Annotated in this window: 29 protein-coding genes; 11 read left to right on the top strand and 18 right to left on the bottom strand. The window is 57.0% G+C overall.

Annotated elements, in window-relative coordinates:
- Positions 1–34: 34 nt before the first annotated feature.
- Positions 35–1,324 carry an MFS transporter gene (locus ACR0KN_RS15350; protein WP_480654748.1) on the top strand — a complete coding sequence of 430 codons (1,290 nt, stop codon included), beginning with the start codon at positions 35–37 and terminating at the stop codon, positions 1,322–1,324.
- A 4-nt stretch (positions 1,325–1,328) separates the two neighbouring features.
- Here the strand turns inward: ACR0KN_RS15350 and ACR0KN_RS15345 are convergent, their stop codons facing one another.
- Positions 1,329–1,649, bottom strand: a complete 321-nt coding sequence (locus ACR0KN_RS15345; protein WP_480654746.1) for an NIPSNAP family protein — start codon at positions 1,647–1,649, stop codon at positions 1,329–1,331.
- Positions 1,650–1,721: 72 nt separating this feature from the next.
- Here ACR0KN_RS15345 and ACR0KN_RS15340 point away from each other — a divergent pair, with 72 nt between their 5' ends.
- Positions 1,722–2,402, top strand: a complete 681-nt coding sequence (locus tag ACR0KN_RS15340; RefSeq protein WP_480654744.1) for an ArsR/SmtB family transcription factor — start codon at positions 1,722–1,724, stop codon at positions 2,400–2,402.
- A 3-nt stretch (positions 2,403–2,405) separates the two neighbouring features.
- Here ACR0KN_RS15340 and ACR0KN_RS15335 read toward each other — a convergent pair whose 3' ends face one another.
- Positions 2,406–2,846: a DUF4399 domain-containing protein gene (locus tag ACR0KN_RS15335; protein ID WP_480654742.1), complete on the bottom strand. Its 441-nt coding sequence runs from the start codon at positions 2,844–2,846 to the stop codon at positions 2,406–2,408.
- 228 nt (positions 2,847–3,074) lie between these two features.
- Here ACR0KN_RS15335 and ACR0KN_RS15330 point away from each other — a divergent pair, with 228 nt between their 5' ends.
- The gene (locus ACR0KN_RS15330) at positions 3,075–3,980 is read left to right on the top strand and encodes a LysR family transcriptional regulator (RefSeq protein ID WP_010438570.1); all 906 of its coding nucleotides are present in this window, start codon (positions 3,075–3,077) and stop codon (positions 3,978–3,980) included.
- Between the two features lie 85 nt (positions 3,981–4,065).
- Here the strand turns inward: ACR0KN_RS15330 and ACR0KN_RS15325 are convergent, their stop codons facing one another.
- From ACR0KN_RS15325 to ACR0KN_RS15305, 5 genes are all read right to left on the bottom strand, one after another.
- Positions 4,066–4,881 (bottom strand): DUF2189 domain-containing protein, encoded by an 816-nt coding sequence (locus ACR0KN_RS15325; protein ID WP_480654740.1) that lies wholly within the window; start codon positions 4,879–4,881, stop codon positions 4,066–4,068.
- A gap of 148 nt (positions 4,882–5,029) precedes the next feature.
- A complete protein-coding gene (locus ACR0KN_RS15320) occupies positions 5,030–5,932 on the bottom strand; it encodes an OmpA family protein (RefSeq protein WP_480654738.1) in 903 nt (300 codons plus the stop codon).
- Positions 5,929–6,543: a peroxidase-related enzyme gene (locus ACR0KN_RS15315; RefSeq protein ID WP_480654736.1), complete on the bottom strand. Its 615-nt coding sequence runs from the start codon at positions 6,541–6,543 to the stop codon at positions 5,929–5,931. Before ACR0KN_RS15315 ends, ACR0KN_RS15320 begins: the two co-directional genes overlap by 4 nt.
- Positions 6,512–7,222 (bottom strand): GNAT family N-acetyltransferase, encoded by a 711-nt coding sequence (locus ACR0KN_RS15310; RefSeq protein ID WP_480654734.1) that lies wholly within the window; start codon positions 7,220–7,222, stop codon positions 6,512–6,514. The genes ACR0KN_RS15315 and ACR0KN_RS15310 overlap by 32 nt, the downstream gene beginning before the upstream one ends.
- Positions 7,219–7,941 (bottom strand): competence/damage-inducible protein A, encoded by a 723-nt coding sequence (locus ACR0KN_RS15305; protein WP_480654732.1) that lies wholly within the window; start codon positions 7,939–7,941, stop codon positions 7,219–7,221. Before ACR0KN_RS15305 ends, ACR0KN_RS15310 begins: the two co-directional genes overlap by 4 nt.
- Positions 7,942–7,992: 51 nt before the next feature.
- Here ACR0KN_RS15305 and sfsA point away from each other — a divergent pair, with 51 nt between their 5' ends.
- Positions 7,993–8,703 (top strand): DNA/RNA nuclease SfsA, encoded by a 711-nt coding sequence (gene sfsA, locus ACR0KN_RS15300; RefSeq protein WP_480654730.1) that lies wholly within the window; start codon positions 7,993–7,995, stop codon positions 8,701–8,703.
- Between the two features lie 41 nt (positions 8,704–8,744).
- On the opposite strand, the gene ACR0KN_RS15295 is transcribed toward sfsA, so the two are convergent.
- A complete protein-coding gene (locus ACR0KN_RS15295) occupies positions 8,745–9,386 on the bottom strand; it encodes a GNAT family N-acetyltransferase (RefSeq protein ID WP_480654728.1) in 642 nt (213 codons plus the stop codon).
- 36 nt (positions 9,387–9,422) lie between these two features.
- Positions 9,423–9,590, bottom strand: coding sequence for a hypothetical protein (locus tag ACR0KN_RS15290; RefSeq protein ID WP_480654726.1), 168 nt, complete (start codon positions 9,588–9,590; stop codon positions 9,423–9,425).
- An 88-nt stretch (positions 9,591–9,678) separates the two neighbouring features.
- Between ACR0KN_RS15290 and map the strand changes: the two genes are divergently transcribed.
- Positions 9,679–10,491: a type I methionyl aminopeptidase gene (gene map / locus ACR0KN_RS15285; protein WP_480654724.1), complete on the top strand. Its 813-nt coding sequence runs from the start codon at positions 9,679–9,681 to the stop codon at positions 10,489–10,491.
- Here the strand turns inward: map and ACR0KN_RS15280 are convergent.
- From ACR0KN_RS15280 to ACR0KN_RS15265, 4 genes are read right to left on the bottom strand one after another with little or no spacing between them, the layout of a single operon-like run.
- A complete protein-coding gene (locus tag ACR0KN_RS15280; RefSeq protein ID WP_010438555.1) occupies positions 10,479–10,658 on the bottom strand; it encodes a hypothetical protein in 180 nt (59 codons plus the stop codon). The two genes, map and ACR0KN_RS15280, sit on opposite strands and share 13 nt — an antisense overlap.
- A gap of 25 nt (positions 10,659–10,683) precedes the next feature.
- Positions 10,684–11,319, bottom strand: coding sequence for an HAD family hydrolase (locus tag ACR0KN_RS15275; RefSeq protein WP_010438552.1), 636 nt, complete (start codon positions 11,317–11,319; stop codon positions 10,684–10,686).
- Positions 11,312–11,878 carry a 16S rRNA (guanine(966)-N(2))-methyltransferase RsmD gene (gene rsmD / locus ACR0KN_RS15270; protein WP_480654721.1) on the bottom strand — a complete coding sequence of 189 codons (567 nt, stop codon included), beginning with the start codon at positions 11,876–11,878 and terminating at the stop codon, positions 11,312–11,314. Before rsmD ends, ACR0KN_RS15275 begins: the two co-directional genes overlap by 8 nt.
- Complete coding sequence (locus ACR0KN_RS15265; RefSeq protein WP_480654719.1) at positions 11,875–13,086, bottom strand: NAD(P)/FAD-dependent oxidoreductase; 1,212 nt, start codon at positions 13,084–13,086, stop codon at positions 11,875–11,877. Before ACR0KN_RS15265 ends, rsmD begins: the two co-directional genes overlap by 4 nt.
- 99 nt (positions 13,087–13,185) lie before the next feature.
- On the opposite strand from ACR0KN_RS15265, the gene ACR0KN_RS15260 reads away from it, so the two are divergent.
- The 4 genes from ACR0KN_RS15260 (at position 13,186) to ACR0KN_RS15245 (ending at position 14,708) form a co-directional block, all read left to right on the top strand.
- Positions 13,186–13,671 carry a peroxiredoxin gene (locus ACR0KN_RS15260; protein WP_170541899.1) on the top strand — a complete coding sequence of 162 codons (486 nt, stop codon included), beginning with the start codon at positions 13,186–13,188 and terminating at the stop codon, positions 13,669–13,671.
- 102 nt (positions 13,672–13,773) lie between these two features.
- The gene (locus ACR0KN_RS15255) at positions 13,774–14,019 is read left to right on the top strand and encodes a glycine zipper 2TM domain-containing protein (RefSeq protein ID WP_010438542.1); all 246 of its coding nucleotides are present in this window, start codon (positions 13,774–13,776) and stop codon (positions 14,017–14,019) included.
- An 11-nt stretch (positions 14,020–14,030) separates the two neighbouring features.
- Positions 14,031–14,378 (top strand): EF-hand domain-containing protein, encoded by a 348-nt coding sequence (locus ACR0KN_RS15250; protein WP_260023385.1) that lies wholly within the window; start codon positions 14,031–14,033, stop codon positions 14,376–14,378.
- Between the two features lie 21 nt (positions 14,379–14,399).
- On the top strand, positions 14,400–14,708 hold the full coding sequence (locus ACR0KN_RS15245; protein WP_170471619.1) for a hypothetical protein: 309 nt from the start codon (positions 14,400–14,402) through the stop codon (positions 14,706–14,708).
- On the opposite strand, the gene ACR0KN_RS15240 is transcribed toward ACR0KN_RS15245, so the two are convergent.
- The 4 genes from ACR0KN_RS15240 to ACR0KN_RS15225 are packed head-to-tail and all read right to left on the bottom strand — an operon-like array spanning position 14,691 to position 17,448.
- Positions 14,691–14,996 carry a 4a-hydroxytetrahydrobiopterin dehydratase gene (locus tag ACR0KN_RS15240; RefSeq protein WP_170471617.1) on the bottom strand — a complete coding sequence of 102 codons (306 nt, stop codon included), beginning with the start codon at positions 14,994–14,996 and terminating at the stop codon, positions 14,691–14,693. The two genes, ACR0KN_RS15245 and ACR0KN_RS15240, sit on opposite strands and share 18 nt — an antisense overlap.
- Positions 14,993–16,180: a GNAT family N-acetyltransferase gene (locus ACR0KN_RS15235; protein ID WP_170471615.1), complete on the bottom strand. Its 1,188-nt coding sequence runs from the start codon at positions 16,178–16,180 to the stop codon at positions 14,993–14,995. The genes ACR0KN_RS15240 and ACR0KN_RS15235 overlap by 4 nt, the downstream gene beginning before the upstream one ends.
- A gap of 45 nt (positions 16,181–16,225) precedes the next feature.
- Positions 16,226–16,996, bottom strand: coding sequence for a glycerophosphodiester phosphodiesterase family protein (locus tag ACR0KN_RS15230; RefSeq protein WP_010438530.1), 771 nt, complete (start codon positions 16,994–16,996; stop codon positions 16,226–16,228).
- The gene (locus ACR0KN_RS15225) at positions 16,993–17,448 is read right to left on the bottom strand and encodes a RidA family protein (protein ID WP_010438528.1); all 456 of its coding nucleotides are present in this window, start codon (positions 17,446–17,448) and stop codon (positions 16,993–16,995) included. The genes ACR0KN_RS15230 and ACR0KN_RS15225 overlap by 4 nt, the downstream gene beginning before the upstream one ends.
- Before the next feature lie 296 nt (positions 17,449–17,744).
- Between ACR0KN_RS15225 and ACR0KN_RS15220 the strand changes: the two genes are divergently transcribed.
- The gene (locus tag ACR0KN_RS15220) at positions 17,745–18,560 is read left to right on the top strand and encodes an MlaA family lipoprotein (RefSeq protein WP_010438526.1); all 816 of its coding nucleotides are present in this window, start codon (positions 17,745–17,747) and stop codon (positions 18,558–18,560) included.
- Entirely contained in the window at positions 18,550–19,158 is a 609-nt protein-coding gene (locus tag ACR0KN_RS15215; RefSeq protein ID WP_010438523.1) for an MlaC/ttg2D family ABC transporter substrate-binding protein, read from the top strand. The genes ACR0KN_RS15220 and ACR0KN_RS15215 overlap by 11 nt, the downstream gene beginning before the upstream one ends.
- A 77-nt stretch (positions 19,159–19,235) precedes the next feature.
- Here the strand turns inward: ACR0KN_RS15215 and ACR0KN_RS15210 are convergent, their stop codons facing one another.
- Positions 19,236–20,333, bottom strand: coding sequence for an ABC transporter ATP-binding protein (locus ACR0KN_RS15210; protein WP_010438520.1), 1,098 nt, complete (start codon positions 20,331–20,333; stop codon positions 19,236–19,238).

Genomic DNA, 20,333 nt, shown 5'->3' with positions numbered 1-20,333 from the left:
GGCACGATCAACACACGTTGTTTGAAACGGGACTATGAGTCAGGAGCCGTTCGTACCGCGCCGCAGCAACCTGCCGATTATAGCCGGGCAAGGTGCGCTGTCCGTCATGGCCTGGTCCATGGCCAGACCGGCGATCGTATTGACTTTTCTTGCGGTGTCACTGGACCTGCCCGTCTTTTTGGCTGGCCTTTTGGTGACCATTCGGCACGCGGCGGGCACGCTTGCGGATATGTTCTTTGCACAGTCGATCACCCGACTTCCCCAAAAGAAGTCAGCCATCGCCCGGGCTGATCTGGCGGTTGCTATATGTTTTCTGATTGTCATTTTCGCCGTTACCTATGGCAGTAGACCGGTAACCATTGCAGCATTTGTTGTTGGGATATTCGTCATCGGCATCTTGGGAGAGATCAAGAGTCTGATGATCATCGATTTCATCAGCGACAATCTGACCTCAAAAGACAGGATGCGAATTAGTTATACGCAGAAGGCGCTTGGAGGCGCTGCAACGATTGCCATTGTACTGTTGCTGCATCAGCTATTTCAGGATACCCCCGCACTGACACGACACAGCACAGTAGTCGGACTTGGTGCCACGTGCTTCGTTTTCTCAGCCGTATTCATGATGACTCTGCAAGAGAGATCGCCGGATCCAGCCGCGAGCACTCCGTCGTCGGCCAACACACGTTCGGAGGCGATGAAGGCATATTGGCGAGAGGCCAAGGTGCTGCTTAAAGAACGCTGGTTTCAGAAATACGTTCTGATCCGGCTTGCTTTTGTTCTGACCGGCCTGTCGGTTCCGTTCTACGCATTGCTGGCGGCAGAGGCGCACCACAGCTCGTCGCAAGGTCTGACAGCGCTTGTTGTATCGTCGGCAGCCGCATTGTTGGTGGCGTCGCCCCTTTGGAGGGCGCTCAGCAGTTATTCCAATCGAGTCGTCATGGTGGCCGGGGCGTCGATGGTTGCCCTTACAGGGATAGGGTTGGTAGCGATCCATCGTTGGGGATTTGATCACAACGTGCATCTGCATGCCGTGTCGCTGTTTATCGTAACTGTAGCCGTCACCGGGCTGGGCAGTGCTCGTGGGCTTTATTTTATGAACGTCGCCCCAAAATCCCAACGGATCGCGGCGCAAGCGATCTCACAAACGCTGGTGCGGGTTGCCGTCGTCGCCATCTCAGCGGCTTTGGCTGCGATTGCCCACATGAATGAAATCGTATGGGCGGTCGCTGCCATTTCGGCCGGTAGCCTGCTTGCGGTTGTGGCGATTCTGTCCTTTGTCGAACCGAGTACTCCGAAGGGCGCGCGGCAGGAAGAAAAGGCGTAGTTCGTTACGTTCTATCATGCGGCACCGAGACACATCTGAGCCAAGTTCGATCCTCTCGTAGTATAAAGCCTTCTTGTTGCGCAAAGGCGTAGTTCTCCTGCCCAAGTGGATCAGCCGACAGACGAGCGCGGTAGGACTCATATTCAGCAAGACTGGGAATATTGTAGATTCCATAGGCTGAGGTCGATGACCCCTCGTGCGGTGCGAAACATCCGATCAGATCAGCCCCGCATCGCGGAATCGCCTGTCCCCAATTGCGCGCGTAGGTCTGAAACTGCTCTTTTTTCGTCGGATCGATCTGGTATTGGATTATACAAGCGAGCATAGACGCCTCCGGTTTATGATTGGCAAAGAATAACCTCTTGGACGCAGCTTATGTTTCGACTATGATCGAAGTATGCGAAACGGACCGGATATTGCACAGATCGCGGCGCTGATTGGCGATCCTGCGCGTGCCAATATGTTAACAGCACTGATGTCAGGCAAAGCGCTGACGGCTGGCGAACTGGCGCGTGAGGCCGGGATCAGCCCCCAAACCGCAAGCTCACACCTGAAAAAGCTGCTTGCAGGCAGCCTGGTCCGGGTGCGTGGACAGGGACGGCACAAATATTACGGACTGTCCGGAGAAGATGTAGCGCATGTGCTGGAAAACCTTATGGGGCTGGCTGCAGGGCGCGGCCATCTGCGGACGCAGACCGGACCAAAAGATGCGGAAATGCGGTCAGCACGGGTTTGCTACAACCATCTTGCGGGCAGCCGTGGGGTGCAGATGTTCACCGCCATGCAGAAACAAGGGTATCTTGAGGCAACGGAGGACGCGGTTCACCTGACCAAAGAGGGCACTCAATTCTGCACCGGCTTTGGCATCGATCTGGAAGGACTCAGCCGCAGCCGCGCACCGCTTTGCCGCCCCTGTCTGGACTGGAGCGAACGAGAAACGCATTTGGCCGGCAAGCTTGGGCGCGCCATGCTGACCCGCATGGAAGAGATCGGCTGGCTGGTGCGTATACCTGACAGCCGCATCATCCGCTTTACCCGAACAGGAGAAACTGAGTTCGACGCACAATTCAGCGCTTAACCACTACTCTACAGTGATTGTAATCACCTCTGAAACGATTGGCGTCGCGTGGGGCACATGACCCGCATCACCCAACACAAGCTGCAAAGTGTGTTCCCCCGGGCTCAATTCCAGCGTGACCTCGGTCTGGCCGCCGCCAAAGTGGATGTGGTTGTCATCTGCGGGCAGCCCATAGGCCAGTTCATCCGCGCCGTCTTCACCCTGCCCCAACGGAGGACGATCAACCAGAAGGTGATGGTGACCCGTGTTTTCCTTTTCGGTTCCGGCAGGAGCAACACCCATGCCACTTAGGCCAAACACGATCGTGACGGGTGATTGTACGGTGTCTCCGTCAGTCAGATTTGCGAAATAAACCCTGGCATCAGGGTTTGACGGCGTTTCTCCTCCGGCCGACGCGAGAGTTGCGGACAGGCACAGGACGGCAGCAGCAAATAGGGCTTTCATGATCTCCTCCATGGTCACAAAAATGCCATTCTCATCATAGCACGATAGAGAAAAAGTCCAGATATCGGTTATTTGTGTTGGGTGTTTGGAATTACAGCATGCCAACTTCGGCGTTTCCCAGTCGCAAACGATCCCTATCAAAACCCTGATATTATCTCATGTCTGCCCAGTTCTCGCCCAGATTGATCGCGATAAAGAGACAACGAACAGAAGACCTGGGGAACGAGAATGGATCGACTGACCGAAATGGAGGCCTTTTCCAACGTGGTGGACCAGGGTGGTTTCACCGACGCGGCCAAAAAAATGGGTATCTCCAAATCAGCCGTGTCCAAACACGTGTCGAGCCTTGAGGCGCGGCTGGGTGCACGACTGCTAAACCGCACCACACGCCGGGTTTCACCGACCGAGATTGGACTGGCCTATTATGATCGCGCCCGGCGCGTGCTCAACGATGCGGGCGAGGCAGATGCGCTTGTAACCTCGATGCAATCCGACCCTTCTGGTCTTCTGCGGATCAGTGTGGCGACGGATTTCGGTGTCAATCACCTGTCACCTGTGCTTTCGGAATTCCTGTCTGCCTATCCCGATATCACCGTGAACATGGTGCTGAACAACCGTTACGTCGAACTGATCTCGGAAGGCTTTGACGTGGCCGTGCGCATTGGGGAACTGGAAGACAGCACCTTGCGCGCCCGCAAACTGACCGAAACCGTAAAACGCATGGTCGTGGCGCCCAGCTATATCGAGCAGTTTGGGCGCCCGCAAAAGATCGACGACCTGAATGAACACAAGCTACTGCACTATTCGAGCCAGTCCTCGGGCAGCGTCTGGAAACTGACCGCGCCGTCGGGCGAGAAACGTCAGGTGCGCACCGCTGGTTGGTTAAGCGTAAATGACGGGCAGTCGCTGTTGAACGCCGCAATCTCGGGCCTTGGGATCGCACATCTGCCAAGCTACCTCTATGCCGACGCGCTGAAATCGGGCGAGGTGGTGGATGCGATGCCATCGCTTCCGGACGAGGTGCAAGGCGTTTACGCAGTTTATCCGCCGGGCCGGTTCACCCAGCCCAAGGTGCGTGCTTTCATTGATTTTCTAGTCGCGTCCTTCGCTGAAAAAGGCCCGATGGATTGGTAGAATTCTCCCAGTGGCACCTAAATGGCCCGCGCTGATCAGTGCGGGTCTTTTTTGTTTTGTCGCTCGTTCGATCTGAATCTGCCGGTCAAACCTCAGCAGGTGATACAGCCCGCTGATACAGGTGCCATGTGGTGTGACCCAGGATCGGCAGTGTAAAGACAAGTCCCAAAAACGCGGGTGCCAGCGAAATCAGCATGGTGACCGAAATGATCGCAGCCCAGCCGAGCATCACCACCGGATTCTCGGAGACGACGCGAACCGAAGTGAGCATGGCAGTGACGAAATTGGTTTCACGATCCAGCAGCATCGGCATGGCGATAACGGTTACCGAGAACAGCACAGCCGACAGAAACGCCCCGACGCAGGTGCCAATCGCAAGGAAGGTCCAGCCCTGCGGCGTGAAAAGCACGATGTTCAAGAACCCCTCAAAATCGGAAAATGACGCTTTTTGCAGAGTGATCGCCAGCCAAAGGCGGATTTGATAGGTCCAGACCCAGAATATGAACAGGGTGACGAAGGCCATCCAGCCCAGCTCACGTTTGCGTTGATTGGCCATGACGGTGAGGATTTCGGACCACCCGAAGTTTTCCCCTTTTTGCAAGCGACGGGACATCTCATAGAGCCCCGCGGCTGCGAAGGGCGCGACCAGCGGAAATCCTACCGCCGCAGGAATGATCATCCAGATCTTGCCAAGCCAAACCAGGCACCAGACGAACAGGATGCCGAAAACCGCATATAACAGGCCGAAAAAACCGCTCATGACCGGGCGTGCGAGGAAGTCGGAAAACCCGGCCTTGAGCGAAGCGGTGATATCTGCCGCTGTCAGCCTGTTGACCTCGGGCATGGCTGGTTGTGGGGCCATGTTGTCCGGCGGTGTGGAATCGTCGGTCCTGGAAGCCATGACGCACTCCTCCCAATGCATGGTGGCGGGTGGGACTGCCTTCCAACAAGTCCGACGGCAAGGCAGATGCCCCGTTCATCTGCAAGTGTGCATCAGGGTGCGGCATCAGGGCAAGAGGGGCGCAGAGCGGTTGCGATGCCTGCGCCCGTCAGTTGACCAGCAACACCGCCTCGACCCGGCGATTAATATCTCGGCCCTCGGGCGTGGCGTTCGAGGTGATGGGCGCAAGATAGCCCACACCCTGCGCCTCGATCCGGTCGGCGGCAACGCCATGCGCTTCAATCAGGCGCGCGCGCACGGCTTCGGCCCGTTTGGTACTGACCGCAATATTGGCTGGCAATGCACCCGTATCATCCGTGTGTCCAACCAGCGCCAACCGGGTCGATGGATTGTCGGCCAGATAACCAGCAAGCAGCGCCAGCGAGGCGAAAGGCCCCTCGCCCAGCGCGACTTCACCGGTGCGAAAGTGCAGGTCATCAAGAATGACATGTCCGGTGCCGCTGAGATCGCTGAGCAACCCGGCCGAGCCTTCAACGGTTTCCTCGGTCACCAATGGCGGCGCGGGCTGCGTGCCCAGTGGGGTCACCCGGATCATCTGCACATAGCCATCCGGCGGATTACGGCTGACCAGCAGGCTCAGCACCTCGTCGCCGCGGGCAGCGGACAGAAAGCGGTAATCGTGGATCGCCACATACATGTCGGGTGTCGGCACCACTTCGGTGCCAAAGCGGAAATCGAACCCGCCACAATTGCGCGCCTCGCATTCAAAAGCGATCTCGAAACCTTGCGCCTGAAGCTGATCCCGCACAGGCGCAAGGATTTGCAGCGTTGTACTGGACCCAGCCTGCAGCCGCCATGTCAGCCGCTCGACGCGCCCTTCGACAGTACGCGACGGGACCGAGCCATCGGCAAACACACCGGTCGGCAAGTCATAGCTGTCCAGCGCGCTGGTGCGGTCAGATATCTGCCGGGAGCCCGCAGGAAAGTTCAACTCCTGCGCCAAGGCAGGCACGGCCAGCAAAGCAATACAGATGAACAGGGTTCGGATCATCGGAACTGGGCGTGATACTCGGGGTTCGGGACCATCGCAGTGGCACTGGCCACGCGGTTGGTCATGTTGAAGAAACCGGTGACATTGGCAATATCCCAGATGTCGTGATCTGAGAAACCGACATCGCGCAATTGCTGGCGATCGGGCTCTTCGATTGTGGTGCTGGCAGTGGTCATTTTGGCGGCGAAATCCAGCATCGCACGTTGGCGCGCATCCAGTTTGGCGACGCGGTAGTTCATGACCAGCATCTCGCCCAGTTGCGGATCACCCGAAAGCTGCCGCACTGCCGCGCCATGGGCCACGAGGCAATAGAAGCATTTGTTGATCGAGGACACCACGACCGCGATCATCTCGCGCTCCAGTTTGGACAGCCCGCTGTCGGCCAGCATCAGGTCATTATACATCGAAGTGAAGGCGTTCAGCTTGTCGATATCGAAGGCATAGGCGCGCAGGACATTCGGCACCATTCCCAGTTTCTCGACACAGATATCGAAGTACTTCTGCGTCTCTGGCGGTAGAGGGTCCACCATTGGCAGATCCAGGGCAGTGGGCATGTCCTGTTTGGTCAATTCGCTCTCCTCAGACGCGCTGGCGATAGTGGTATTCTCCATCGATCTTCATCCCAAGCGAGTGGTAGAGGCCATTGGCCCCCGCGTTCGCCTTGGTACAGATCACGCTAAGCGTCTGCGCGCCATTGTCCAGCGCCCAAAAGGCCGCGGCACGCATGGCCCAGTTGCCCAACCCCTTGCGGCGGTGATCCGGCAGGATTTCCAACGCATGCACCATCGCGATACCGGCGTGGATCGCCACAAAACCCGTTCCTGCGGGTTGATCGCTTTGGCGCAACAAAAGGCCGGTCTTTGGGCCCGGTGCCCGGTACATGATGGCAATCCGCTCGGGGCCGATACCGCCCTGCGCCCAGATCTCGCGCATGATGGCCAGCGGTTCCCAGATGTTGAAAACAGTCACGCGCGGGATCGGGATATCGGTCAATTGCTGCGCCGGGCAGGAATAGATATTGACCGGATCGAGAATGTCGTAGCCGCGTTCGGCAAGCATCGCATCCAGTGCTTCATCTCTCGGTCGCAGGCAGAAGATGCGTTTCTGGCCCATCGCCTGCATGGCGCCTTCAGCCGCATCTATATCGGTGCTGGTTACCTCTCCGATCCGACTGGCGGCGGAAACGCGCGACCCTCCGCCCTGCCCTTGTCGCAGCCGAAAAGGGCCATGCGATTGATAGCCCGCAGCAGGCCATGTGCCGTCTACAACTGCAGCCCAATCGGTGCTCAAAGCTCAATCTCTTTCGCGAGGCGGGTAATGGCGGCATCGATGCGCCCGCCATCAGTGCCGCGCACAACCACATTCGCTCCGAACACACCATTTGTCTGAAACGGATAACATCCGATCGAGAGGTCGCTGAAATCTTTGGCGAGCGCGGCCAAGGTCGACGCTATATCGCCCTCACCTCTGTCCACTCGCAGAGTCTGCGACAACAGCGGGTTGCCTCCGGTAAGCAAAGGTAAAACACTCGCCACCATCGCCTGAAAAACCAACGGTACTCCGGCCATGACATGGACGTTTGCAATCGTAAAGCCGGGCGCGGTCGAGACCGGGTTGTCGATCAATTCCGCCCCGTCCGGGATACGCGCCATACGCAGGCGAGCGTCGTTCAGCTCCAGCCCGGACTTCTCGTAATGCGCTTCAAGCAGCGCCCGCGCGTCGTGGCGAACATCGATATGCGCGCCAAAAGCTCGAGCGATGCAATCGGCGGTGATATCGTCATGGGTCGGGCCGATGCCGCCACTGGTAAACACATGGTCATGGGCCTGGGTCAGCGCCCTGACTGCCGCCTCAATCGCGGGCGCATCATCACTGACAATACGCACCTCTTTCAGATCGATGCCGTGTTTGGTCAGCTCTCCAGCCAGATAATGCATATTGGCATCGCGGGTGCGGCCCGAGAGGATCTCATCCCCGATCACCAACATAGCAGCGGTTGGATTGGCCATGGCGCGCCCTCCCTCTTGATCGACCGTTAGGGCAGGTATAGGCCCTAGGCCATGCGATTTGAAACCCCCCTTGTCCCCGCCCGCCTGATCCGCCGCTACAAACGCTTTCTGGCCGATTGCACGTTGGAGGACGGAAGAGAGGTAACGGCCCATTGCGCCAATCCGGGCTCGATGATGGGTCTGGCGAAACCGGGCCAGAAAATCTGGCTGGAGCCCAACGACGATCCCAAGAAAAAGCTGAAATACGGCTGGCGGCTGGTCGATCATGAGAACGGGCATTTTACGGGGGTCGACACATCCGTCCCAAACAAGGCGCTTCGGGCGGCGCTTGAGGCACGCGAAATCCCCGAACTGTCGGCCTATGAAACCGTCCGCCCCGAGGTCAAATACGGTGAAAACAGCCGCATCGATTTCCTGCTGACCCAACCGGGTTTGCTAGATACCTATGTCGAGGTCAAAAGCGTCACCCTATCGCGCCAACCCGGTCTGGCCGAGTTTCCCGACAGCGTTACAACGCGCGGCACCAAGCATTTGGGGGAGTTGGCGGCCATGGCGGCGCAGGGGCACCGGGCGATCATGCTCTATCTGGTGCAGCGCTCTGACTGTGACAGGTTTGCTCTGGCTGCGGATATCGATCCGGCTTATGCGGCGGCATTTGAAGGGGCGCAGGCCAAGGGGGTAGAACGGATGATCTGCGGAACACGAATTTCTCCGGAAGGGGTTTGGGTCGCCTCAGGTTATGGACAAGCTTACGAGCGCTGACGGATTCTGGCCGCTTTGCTTATACACATCAAAAATCTAGTTTAAGCCGAAAGATCAAGTTCCATTAGCGCACAGGCCCCCTCGTCCTTGATATCCAGGAATGGCCGTTGCCCATTAAGTTCAAAGTCTTCGTAACCGATCGAGTGAATGCCGACAAAGCCTGCTTTTGAAAAAAGGCTTTGTGAAAAACTGTTTGTCGCTTCGGCGAAAGCAATCCGATAACCAGAATTCTCAGCTTGCTTTAGACATGAAACTAACAAGCTTTGTGCAATTCCTCTTCTTGAGAAATCATCACGCACTGCAATCATAAATATATGAAGGAATTTTTCTGCTTGAATGTCGTAGGCATTCGAAAAAACACTTTCCAACTCGTCAATTAGCGCGATGACGGGTTCAGAGTCTAAGTCCAGCGCATCAATCCCGTCGGGGGGTGGCTGACCGAAATCATGCGCTAAAACTGCGCCTACAATTTCACCAGTAGCTTGATTGAAAGCCACAGACGACAATCCTTCTTTTGCAGATTTTGATCCAAACAGCATGGCGATCTTTTCGAGCTTTACAGGCGAGAAGTTAGTTGCAACAGCGGGAGGATCCCGCCGGCTGAAAACATCGCCAAGCAGCTTGGACATTTCACCATTGTCTGCTTCTGACATACGCCTGACCACGATCACTGAACTAGCCATTGGATAAGTCTCCCAAGATAAAGGGCATTAGCGCCCTCATGCACGCACGGCGGTGTCGAACAGTTTCACTTTTGGCGTTAGCACCCGCATCGATCCGAATAGCATATACCAGTCTAGGCCATCTGTCCGCTTCGCCGCCAAATGCAGCACCCATCCCAATTTCACGTTGGCTTTAAGTCTTGAAGTCACCGATTCATTCGCCATCTTTAATTCGCGATCGCGCGCCCTCTGGTACTTTCTGCACAAGCAGCGTAAAAGAAGTGCTGCGTGAAATATTTGGAGTCTCGCACCGATGAAAGAACATCGTGGCCGTCTGACCAAGGATGGCATCCGTATCTACGAACAGAGTGACTTTGCCGGAATGCATGCGGCAGGGGCGCTGGCTGCGCAGATATTGGACGATATTGCTGATCATGTTTTTGTTGGTCAGACCACTGGTGCGATTGACGGGCTGATCACTCAGATGGTCGAGGACGCAGGCGCAGAATCAGCGACCATTGGCTATAAAGGTTATCAGCACGCAAGTTGTATTAGCGTGAACCATGTAGTCTGTCACGGCATACCCGGCGAGAAGAAGCTGAAGGATGGCGATATCCTGAATATCGACGTCACTGTGATCGTCGATGGCTGGTTTGGTGACACCTCGCGTATGTACGTGGCTGGTAAGCTTCCGCGTAAAGCCGAGCGGCTGATTCAGGTGACCCATGATGCGCTGTTCAAGGGCATCGATATGGTCAAGCCGGGTAATACCTTCGGGGATATAGGCCATGCCATTCAGGCCTATGTCGAGGCGCACCGGATGAGCGTTGTCCGCGATTTCTGCGGACATGGGCTGGGCCGTGTTTTCCACGCGCCACCAAACGTTCTGCACTACGGCCGCCCCGGAACTGGCGCCGTGTTGGAAGAAGGCATGTTCTTCACCATCGAACCGATGGTCAATCTGGGCCGCCCCGAAACCAAAACACTTGCCGATGACTGGACTGCCGTGACTCGCGACAAATCTCTGTCGGCGCAGTTTGAGCATTCGGTGGGTGTGACGGCCGATGGGGTTGAGATTTTCACTATATCACCGGGTGGCAAATATCACCCGACTTATTCGTCCTGATCAGTCGCCTGATCGCGTAAAAGTTTCAGCAACAACGTCTCATCGCGCCAGGGAATCACCGCGTCGTTGATAAACACCGGCGCGCGCATCGGTTTGGTCGGCGGCCCGGTGGTGGCGTCGCTGTCTGTCAAAAAGCCCCAAAACGGAGGTGTGATGGCGCGGTCCATGGGCCGACCTTAGCATATTTCTCGGTCAGAGTCCCAAAAGCCCCGGCACGTGTGACATATCCGTGAAGACCTCGGCCCCCAGCGTTGCCAGCCGCGCACCGTCGTCGTGGGCTGCATAGGCGAGGCAGCGCATATTGGCACGGATGGCGGCGGTGACGCCGTTCTCACTGTCTTCGATCACGACCGGCGATTTGGCGCCAAATTGCTGCGCCGCTGTCAGGAACAGGGTGGGGTCAGGTTTACCTGAGCCCAGCACATGGGCCGAAAACATGACCGTGCTGAACCGCTCCCACAGACCGTTCTGACCCAGAGTAATCTGCATTTTCTCTGGCCTGCCATTTGAGGCGACACAATAAGGAATGCTGGCTGCATCCAATTGCGTCAGCAATTCTGGGATGCCTTCAACCAAAGGAGTGCCCGCTCGCAGCCTCTCATAGATTTCCGAGTAGATTTGATCGGTCCAGTCGTCAGGCAGATCCGCACCGAGATCGCGCGCCTTGTCTCGGACACCAGTCATCGTACCACCGACGAAAAGAGACATGCACTCTGCAAGGGTCAGGTGCAGACCATATTGGGCCAGATTGTCGATCATGACCTGATTGGACAGAACCTCGCTATCAACCAGAACCCCGTCGCAATCGAAAATGACCAGATCATGCATATCGGCCCCCAGTTCGCCACATCAGCGAAATGCACGTGTCGCCATATTTTCGCGCGTCATGCAGAGTGAACCCATTTGGAGCAATCATGGGGGCGTTTTCCTCCCACACGATCAGGGCGTCCTGGGCCAGCCAGCCACCTTTGGTGGCCGCCGCCAGCGCCTTTTGACCCAGGTCTTTGCCATAAGGCGGATCAAGAAAGACCAGATCGCATGCGTCGCCTGGGTTTTCCCCCAACCGCGTTGCGTCACGTCTGATCAGAGTGGTCTGGTCCCGACTTCCGGTCAGATCGATATTCTTACGGATCAGACTCTGCGCAATTCGCCCATCATCGACAAACGTAACATGGGCCGCTCCGCGCGACAGCGCTTCAAGCCCCAACGCACCAGTACCTGCAAACAGGTCCAACACGTGCAGACCATCAATGTCGATCTGATGGTTCAAGACGTTGAAAAGGCTTTCCCGCACCCGATCGGTGGTGGGGCGCAGATGTGCTCCAGCATCGCCCTTGCCGACCGAGGCCAAAGCGCGGCCCCGGAAGTTACCGGCGATGATCCTCACGCTTTGAGCAGCGGTTTCAGTTCCGCTTCTGGGTCAGCCACCACCGTCGGATCGGCTGTTTTACCCGCATCGATCAGGCGTTTACCTACCATATAAGCGCGCGGGTCATTCATCGCGTCGACCGCAATCAGCTGATCGCCTTTATAGTACCAGAAGGACACCGTCGCGCCTTCACCCTTTCGGGTCACGACGCGATCATAGCCTGTATTTAGGCCCGCAATCTGCAGCTTGACGTCGTACTGATCCGACCAGAACCACGGCGTCGCGGTATAATCCTTGGCAGCACCCAGCATGTTCTGGGCCACAATCTCGGCCTGGTCGATGGCGTTGGGCACGCTCTCCAGACGAATGCGGCCCTCACCATGCGGGAACGAGGCACAATCACCCGCCGCCCAGATCGACGGGTCCGAGGTGCGGCCATGGGCATCGGTTTTGATGCCGTTGTCCAGCTCCAACCCCGCCATTTCAGCCAGTTGCGTTGAGGGCGCGATTCCGACCCCCACCACGACGAAATCCACCTTTAATTCAGTGCCATCGGACAGAATAGCACCCGTCACCTTACCATCTTCTCCAACCAAACGATCCAGCCCAACGCCTTCGCGAATGTCGGCTCCGTATTCCGTATGGAGCGCACGGAAATAGTCGCTGGTCTCTTTCGCGGCGACACGTTGCAGAATACGGTCTGCCATCTCAACCAAGGTCACCTTGACCCCACGCTTGGCACAAACCGCGGCGGCCTCGAGCCCGATATAGCCGCCACCGACGATCAGAGCACGTGCACCATCGGTTACCCGAGGCTCCATCTCGTCGATATGCGCAAGATCGCGCACCACATGGACGCCTTCAAGATCGCCACCTATTGCTGCGGGCAGCCGACGCGGATCAGAGCCTGTAGTCAGAGCCAACTCATCATAGGCGATCACGTCATCACCTATCGTTACCGTTTTGGCCTTGGGGTCAATTCCGGTCACACGCTGCCCCAGTCGCAGGGTGATGTTATTCGCGGCATAGAAGCTCTCGGGTCGAAGGAACAGGCGTTCCAACTCCATCTCGCCCAACAGGTAACCCTTGGACAAAGGTGGGCGCTGATAGGGCAGGTGCGGCTCGGCACCAATCAAGGTGATGTCGCCCTCAAACCCATCTTTGCGTAGCCGCGCCACGAGTGAAGCACCAGCCTGCCCTGCTCCGATCACGACGATATGGCTCATGTTGTGCTCCCCTGCAGAATTCCGATGGTCTCTTTCTTTCGACAACCTATATTGCGACAAAGCCCGACTCTGCAAATCCAAATGACAGGAGCTTAATAAATGATCTCAACAGGTGACATGCTGCCCGACGCGACGCTGATTCAGATGGGAGCCGATGGCCCTGAAGAGGTGCGGATTTCAGAAAAAACAAAAGGGCGCAAGGTGGTGATCTTTGCTGTGCCCGGCGCATTTACCGGGACCTGCACGACCGCGCATGTCCCAAGCTTCATGCGGACAAAAGGCCAATTCGACGCAAAAGGAGTTGATGAGATCATCTGTATTTCGGTCAACGATCCCTTCGTGATGGGCGCTTGGGGTGAAAGCACCGGAGCAACTGCCGCAGGACTGACCATGCTGGCTGACGCCGCATCGGAATTCACCAAGGCGATAGACATGGATTTCGACGCACCACCGGTTGGTCTGCTGGCACGGTCCAAGCGCTATGCCATGTTCGTCAATGACGGAAAGGTAATCGCCTTGAACATCGAAGAGAATCCGGGCGTTTGCGAGATTTCGGCTGGCGAAGGTCTGCTTGAAACCTTCTGATCCCGGTTGGCCCCGGCATCACCGGGGCCACATGAAACGCATTTAACTTGATGCAACGACCCGATGTGCCAATACTTGGACATACAACCCGGGAGTTCATTGATGCGACTGAAATTAATCACTTTGATTCTTGGAGGCGCCGGCGCCTTAGCCGCGTGCGGCCCTGCCCCTACACCCCAGCAACAAGCTGCTCGGCAACACGAGATCGCTTGTCTGAGCGGCACCATAGGCGGCGCATTGATAGGCGGAGTGATCGGCAATCAATTTGGCGGTGGATCGGGCAAAACTATTCTGACGGCGGCGGGCGCTGCTGCAGGTGGGTTGTCTGGCGAACGTTACGCATGCTGAGGAGATTGGATTTGAAACAAGCATTGATCATCATCGCTGTCATTCTGATGTCTGGCACCGCAAGCGCCGAAAGTGTCGCAGAACTGCACGAGGCCGAGCTGAACAATATCGACAAGAACAATGATGGGTTTCTGTCCCGGGACGAATTCAACGCCTTCTCGGATTATGCGTTTCAAGCGATGGACGAAGACAAGAACGGCACACTTGGCCTGGATGAAGCTAAACCGTTCCTAGACATCAAGCAGTTTCAGAATGTTGACCGCGATGGAGATAACACTATCTCACGGCCAGAATACGACGCCCAGATGGACAGCGATTTCACCTCGGCTGATCTGGATGGCAATGGGCAATTAAACTAGTGTTCAATCAGGAGGCGTAAGATGACGAGATGGATCAGCCTCGGCGCGCTTCTGGTGCTCGCGGCTTGTGATGTACCGCAATCACCTGTTGTTACCGGCCCAGACGGACAGACCCGCATTCAGATCAATACCGCCGGTTTGACCTGTTATGAGACACGGTGCCTCGACATCAACCCGTCGACCCGCAGCGTCCGCTCGGTCGGCAGCCGCACGATCAGAATTCCGGCCAACATCGATATCAGCGGAGGAACCATTTCTCCAGATGATTTCAAACAACTAGGAACCGCTGCGTTGCTGGCAGGTGGTGCAGGGTCAGCTGGCGACCGATAGAAGGCTATCCATCTTTCGCGCCAGCTTGGCGTCTTGTGCGGACAGGCCGCCAACATCATGGGTGGACAGCACCACCTCGACTGTGCGGTAGACATTCGACCATTCGGGGTGGTGGTTCCATTTCTCGGCCCAGATCGCCACCTGCGTCATCCAGCCGAAAGCGGCGACAAAATTATCGAAGATGAAGGTCTTTGTGATCGCATCGCGGTCCTCAACCATGGTCCAGCCATTTCTGAACAGCGGGTCCAGCAGCGGGCCGCGGGTCTCGGTTGACAGAAGTTCGGTCATTGCTGTTCCTCCGGGTTCGATTTCCTGAACGGGCCATAATCCGTCAGAATCTCGATCTCTTCTCCCACTGCGTGGGCTTCGGCGTCCAGATATTTCTGAACTGCATCAGCAAAACCCGGATCACCGACCCAGTGCAAGCTATGCGTGCGGGTCGGCATATAACCGCGCGCCAGCTTGTGCTCGCCCTGGGCACCTGCCTCAACCCGGGCCAGCCCTTCAGCAATGGCAAAGTCGATCGCCCTATAATAGCACAGTTCGAAATGCAGGCAGGGATGGTGTTCCACGCAGCCCCAATAGCGGCCATAGAGCGTTTCCCGGCCGATGAAATTCAAGGCCCCGGCTACCGGGTATCCGTTGCGTTCGGCCAGCACCAGAGCGATGTCATCTGTCATGGTTTCCTGAGCGATATCAAAGAATTGCCGCGTCAGGTAGGGTGATCCCCATTTGCGCGCGCCGGTATCCTGGTAGAATCGCCAGAAGGCATCCCAGTGCTCCGGCCGCAGATCATCGCCTGTGATCGTACGAATCTGCCCGCCGAAGTCACAGGCCTGCTCGCGTTCTTTCCGGATATTTTTGCGTTTGCGCGAAGATAGCGCTGCCAGAAACCCATCGAAATCAGTGTATCCATCATTGAGCCAGTGAAACTGCTGCGAATGCCTGACCATCAGGCCCATCTGTTCACCAGCCAGCGCCTCGGCCTCGGTGCAGAAGGTGGCGTGCAGTGAGGAGATGCGATTTTCGGCGGCTAGCTGCACCGCGCCTTGCACCAGCGCTGACATGCCCACCGCATCATAGCCGGGCCGCACCAGAAAACGTCGGCCTGTTGCGGGTGTAAATGGCGCAGCGATCTGCAGTTTCGGATAGTATCGCCCGCCTGCACTTTCATAAGCATGGGCCCAGCTGTGATCGAAGATGTACTCACCCTGCGAATGCGATTTGGCATACATCGGCGCCGCACCGATCAGCATTCCATCAAGATAAGCCGTCAGATATTGCGGCTGCCAGCCTGTGCCGCGTCCGACTGAACCGCTTTCTTCCAAAGCCAGCAAAAATCGGTGTGTGGTGAACGGATCATGCGGTCGCCCGCCATCAGCAACCTCAGGACAGGCGCAACTGTCCCAATCGCCCGCTGTTATCTGCGATAGCGATGTCAGAACCCGAACCTCAATCTGTGCCTGATCCATGTCCCCTCCGCGCTGCACCTTTATCTGTGATCGCGCGCGGCAGGATCAAGCGGGATATTCGGCCAGATAGCCTTCGAAGGTCACATTATCGGCAACCCTGCGCGCCTCGGCCTCTTGTTCAGGCGAGCGCACCGTCCAGCACAGGATCGGCACACCTTGCTCCTTCAGCTCGGCGACCCGGGGGCGGTCAAGATCAGAAGCTTCATGGCTGATGAAACTGGCCCCAACACGGTCAAAATCCGGGATGTTGCGCAGATGGTCGCAAATGGATTGCGGCAAAAGCTCGGCCTTTGGGTCGTAAGAGCCGGTAACGAGACCGCGCGGTAGGTGTGGCGCAAGGCGCGCGAGTTCGGCAACCGCGTGTGGGTTGAATGACATTAGTGCGACCAGTCCGACATAGCCTTTCAGCGCACTTACTACATCCGCTTCCAACGCACCGATATCAGGTCCCATTGCCCCATCCTGATCCTTAAGCTCAATCAGAAGAGGCACCCGACCGGCAACCATGTTCAACACCTCTTCGAATGACGGGATACTCTCACCGTCGGAATGCAGCAGAGGCTGCGCCTGAGCCTGCGCCGCAGTGATTTGCTGAATAGGTCCCGCGCGTCCGGTCAGGCGAGTCATGTCATAGTCATGAAACACCATCGCACGGTTATCGCGCGTGCGCTGCAGATCAATTTCAATGCCATATCCCGCGTCGATCGCAGCACGAATGGCGGACCGGCTGTTCTCGGGCCGCTGGTCTGCAACGTCATGCAGCGCCCGATGTGCAATCGGGCGCTTCAGAAACTCAAGGGGCAGCGAAGGTGTCATTGAACCTCGAAGATGCCTTCGATTTCGACCGCGACGCCCAGCGGCAGCGACGCCGCGCTGACGGCTGAGCGCGAGTGACGACCAGCCTCACCCAGCGCCTCAACCAGAAAATCGGACGCGCCATTGATCACCTGCGGTTGCGCGGTGAAATCAGCGGTCGAGTTGACGAAACCAGTCAGTTTGATCACCCGCACCAGTTTGTCGATATCGCCGTCGCACGCCGCTTTTACCTGAGCCAGCAGATTGATGGCGCAGACCTTGGCCGCAGCCGCACCTGCCTCAATATCCATGTCATCGCCCAGCTTGCCTGTGATCAGATCGTCCGCCTTGGAGATTTGGCCCGACACATAGACGATGTTGCCGATGCGCACGAACGGAACGTAGTTTGCTGCGGGCGCGGGCGCGTCCGGTAAATTGACACCCAAGCTGTCCAGTTTTGCTGCAATACTCATGTGGTTGATCCTCATCTCACAGTGATTCCGCGCGGACGCTAACCGGGAACGCAGGTTTCGGAAAGCGGGAAAGCGGTAATTTTCTTAAGGCCTGCGAACTGCGCGGGTGTTCTCCTGTTCAGGAAGTGTTGAATTCGTGTCACTTTACGACCTCCCACCTACTGAGGTAAACGCGAGTCGTTGTTTCATATTCCGCGCGAAACCTCTATGTGAGACGAATTGCGCACCATGAGCGCAATGGCCGTATTGATTGAAGGCCCGGCACACCACCGGGTATTTTTGGAGTAAAGAAGACAGTGCCAAGCTATATTCGCCTGAAGCACCTATTCATATTCGCCATCATGACGGTTCTGTCGGCATGCGCAACGCAGCCACAGGACGCTGCCGCGCGAGGTGAGATTTTCGACCCTTACGAAGGTGCCAACCGTGGCATTCACAAGTTCAATCTGGGCGTTGACCGGTTCCTGTTCCGTCCAGCCTCAAAAGGCTATGTGAAGATCGTGCCCGATCCGATGGTCACCAGCTTCAATCACTTTGCTGAAAACCTGACCATGCCAGGGCAGGCTCTGGATTATCTGTTGCAAGGCAATCTGAAACAATCGGGCAACGCGTTGCTGCGCTTTCTGATCAACTCGACCGTGGGTGGATTTGGCCTGTCCGCTCCGGCGGATGAATTGAACCTGCCGCCCGTCGACACCGATTTCGGAGAAACCTTGCATGTTTGGGGTGTCAGCGAGGGCGCCTACGTGGAACTTCCTTTCTATGGCCCGTCGACCGCGCGTGATGCTGTCGGCGTCGTATTCAATCTTTTCTCGAACCCAATTAACTTCTCTCCGGTGCGTCCGGTCGACAACATTGGTGTCTATGCCGAGGTTGTGCGGCGCATGGGGGATCGTGGACGGTTCTCGGATACGGTCGATTCAATTCTTTATGACAGTGCCGATAGTTACGCGCAGGCACGTACGATCTATTTGCAAAATCGCCGCTTTGAACTGGCAAGGGATGATGAAGACGCCTATCTGGGTCTGTATGACGATCCCTACGCCAACACCGGGACCGACCCTGTCAGAGACCCCTATCTTGACCCGTATGAGGACCCCTATGCCGAATAACCTGTTGAACAGACGCCGATTTGTAGCCGCTGCCCTGACCGGGATGACAGTTGCCGCATTGCCTCTGCCCGCGTTTGCGCTGACCGAAGCGCAGGCCAAGCAACTGGTCAACAGCGTGGTGGCCGATATCACGCGTATCATCGACTCGGGTAAATCCGAGAACGCGATGCTGCGCGATTTTCAGAAGATTTTCGTTCAATACGGTGATGTGCCGATCATGGCCCGCTATGCGTTGGGGGCGGATGCACGCTCAGCCTCGTCCGCACAACTGCGCCAGTTCACCAAGGCGTTTGAGGGCTATATCTCGCGCAAATATGGTCGCCGGTTCCGCGAGTTCATCGGCGGTGAGGTCACCGTGCGCAATGCGCGTAAGATCAAGACCGGCTACGAGGTCAGAACCTCGGTCAAACTACGCGGCTCATCTCCGTTCGAGGTGACCTTCCTGGTGTCCGACAAGTCAGGCCGTGGCAAGTTCTACAACATGTTCATCGAAGGTGTGAACCTGCTGTTGACCGAGCGCACCGAAATCGGCGCGATGCTGGATGCGCGTGGCGGTGATCTGAATCGCCTGATCAAGGACCTGAAAAACACCGGCTGATCCTGATATCCGAAAACGAGCGTGCCGCCGGTTAACACCGGCGGCACAGTGGTGATCCGTTCCCTGAATCCACGGAATCAATTCAGCCGTTCACCGGTTTCCTTGGCGAAATACGACACCTTGCTCATGTCGAAAGCCAGATTCAACATCTGGCCCGCCTGCGCGCTGGTTTCGGCATGCAGCCGAGCTGTGACCTGCTTGCCCCCCAGTTCCGACACCACATAGGTGTCGGCCCCGGCAGGTTCGACCATATCGACCATGCAGGCCGCCTCTTGCACACCTGCCCCGGCGCGGAAACCAGCCTCGGCGATATCCTCAGGGCGTAGACCGAGGATGACATCCTGCGGCAGTTCCGGTGCGCGCGCATCGGTTAAGACCAGCGTATCGCCGGTTTCTCGCGTGATCGAAATCTGCGTCCCCGAACCATTGTTCGATGCCTGTGCTGGGATCAGGTTCATCGCCGGAGAGCCCATGAAATCCGCAACGAAAAGGTTGGCCGGGTTGTTGTAGATCTCGGCCGGTGTTCCGATCTGCTGCACGATCCCGCCTTTAAGCACGACGATCTTGGTCGCCAGCGTCATTGCTTCGATTTGGTCGTGGGTCACGTAAACGATCGATGCGTCCAGCGTCTGGTGCAGCTTCTTGATCTCGGTCCGCATCTCGACCCGCAGCTTGGCATCAAGGTTCGACAGGGGTTCGTCAAACAGGAACAGCTTAGGATCACGCACCAGCGCCCGGCCCATTGCGACCCGTTGACGCTGACCGCCCGACAATTGGCTTGGGCGGCGGTTGAGCAGCGGTTCGATCTGCAGCAGCGACGCGACCTCTTTCAGCTTGGCATCCTGAGTGGCCTGATCGACCCCACGCACTTTCATGCCGAAGGTGATGTTCTTGGCGACCGACATGGTCGGGTATAGAGCATAGGACTGAAACACCATTGCGATGTCGCGGTCCTTGGGGCTGACATGGGTCATGTCGTTACCGCCGATGGACAGGGTGCCTCCGGTGATTTCCTCAAGCCCAGCAATGCAGTTCAGCAGGGTGGATTTACCGCAGCCCGACGGGCCGACAAGCACCAGGAAATCGCCCGGTTCAATCGAGATGTTGATGTCTTTCAGAATTTCGACAGGGCCGTAATTCTTGTAGAGTTTGTTGATATCAAGGATGGGAGCCAT

It is taken from the genome of Ruegeria sp. AP7, from assembly GCF_056539905.1.
Note: the sequence above shows the minus strand (reverse complement) of the source record. Positions and strands in the feature narration are given on the sequence as shown.

Coding starts and splice junctions, on each gene's coding strand:
- ACR0KN_RS15295 (WP_480654728.1), bottom strand. CDS start 9,386: ATGGCTAGTTCAGTGATCGTGGTCAGGCGTATGTCAGAAGCAGACAAT.
- ACR0KN_RS15225 (WP_010438528.1), bottom strand. CDS start 17,448: ATGAGTATTGCAGCAAAACTGGACAGCTTGGGTGTCAATTTACCGGAC.
- ACR0KN_RS15240 (WP_170471617.1), bottom strand. CDS start 14,996: ATGACCGAACTTCTGTCAACCGAGACCCGCGGCCCGCTGCTGGACCCG.
- ACR0KN_RS15340 (WP_480654744.1), top strand. CDS start 1,722: ATGCGAAACGGACCGGATATTGCACAGATCGCGGCGCTGATTGGCGAT.
- ACR0KN_RS15280 (WP_010438555.1), bottom strand. CDS start 10,658: ATGGACCGCGCCATCACACCTCCGTTTTGGGGCTTTTTGACAGACAGC.
- map (WP_480654724.1), top strand. CDS start 9,679: ATGAAAGAACATCGTGGCCGTCTGACCAAGGATGGCATCCGTATCTAC.
- ACR0KN_RS15330 (WP_010438570.1), top strand. CDS start 3,075: ATGGATCGACTGACCGAAATGGAGGCCTTTTCCAACGTGGTGGACCAG.
- ACR0KN_RS15255 (WP_010438542.1), top strand. CDS start 13,774: ATGCGACTGAAATTAATCACTTTGATTCTTGGAGGCGCCGGCGCCTTA.
- ACR0KN_RS15245 (WP_170471619.1), top strand. CDS start 14,400: ATGACGAGATGGATCAGCCTCGGCGCGCTTCTGGTGCTCGCGGCTTGT.
- ACR0KN_RS15290 (WP_480654726.1), bottom strand. CDS start 9,590: ATGGCGAATGAATCGGTGACTTCAAGACTTAAAGCCAACGTGAAATTG.
- ACR0KN_RS15215 (WP_010438523.1), top strand. CDS start 18,550: ATGCCGAATAACCTGTTGAACAGACGCCGATTTGTAGCCGCTGCCCTG.
- ACR0KN_RS15275 (WP_010438552.1), bottom strand. CDS start 11,319: ATGCATGATCTGGTCATTTTCGATTGCGACGGGGTTCTGGTTGATAGC.
- sfsA (WP_480654730.1), top strand. CDS start 7,993: ATGCGATTTGAAACCCCCCTTGTCCCCGCCCGCCTGATCCGCCGCTAC.
- ACR0KN_RS15210 (WP_010438520.1), bottom strand. CDS start 20,333: ATGGCTCCCATCCTTGATATCAACAAACTCTACAAGAATTACGGCCCT.
- ACR0KN_RS15235 (WP_170471615.1), bottom strand. CDS start 16,180: ATGGATCAGGCACAGATTGAGGTTCGGGTTCTGACATCGCTATCGCAG.
- ACR0KN_RS15315 (WP_480654736.1), bottom strand. CDS start 6,543: ATGGAGAATACCACTATCGCCAGCGCGTCTGAGGAGAGCGAATTGACC.
- ACR0KN_RS15260 (WP_170541899.1), top strand. CDS start 13,186: ATGATCTCAACAGGTGACATGCTGCCCGACGCGACGCTGATTCAGATG.
- ACR0KN_RS15320 (WP_480654738.1), bottom strand. CDS start 5,932: ATGATCCGAACCCTGTTCATCTGTATTGCTTTGCTGGCCGTGCCTGCC.
- ACR0KN_RS15305 (WP_480654732.1), bottom strand. CDS start 7,941: ATGGCCAATCCAACCGCTGCTATGTTGGTGATCGGGGATGAGATCCTC.
- ACR0KN_RS15325 (WP_480654740.1), bottom strand. CDS start 4,881: ATGGCTTCCAGGACCGACGATTCCACACCGCCGGACAACATGGCCCCA.
- ACR0KN_RS15345 (WP_480654746.1), bottom strand. CDS start 1,649: ATGCTCGCTTGTATAATCCAATACCAGATCGATCCGACGAAAAAAGAG.
- ACR0KN_RS15350 (WP_480654748.1), top strand. CDS start 35: ATGAGTCAGGAGCCGTTCGTACCGCGCCGCAGCAACCTGCCGATTATA.
- ACR0KN_RS15265 (WP_480654719.1), bottom strand. CDS start 13,086: ATGAGCCATATCGTCGTGATCGGAGCAGGGCAGGCTGGTGCTTCACTC.
- ACR0KN_RS15335 (WP_480654742.1), bottom strand. CDS start 2,846: ATGAAAGCCCTATTTGCTGCTGCCGTCCTGTGCCTGTCCGCAACTCTC.
- ACR0KN_RS15230 (WP_010438530.1), bottom strand. CDS start 16,996: ATGACACCTTCGCTGCCCCTTGAGTTTCTGAAGCGCCCGATTGCACAT.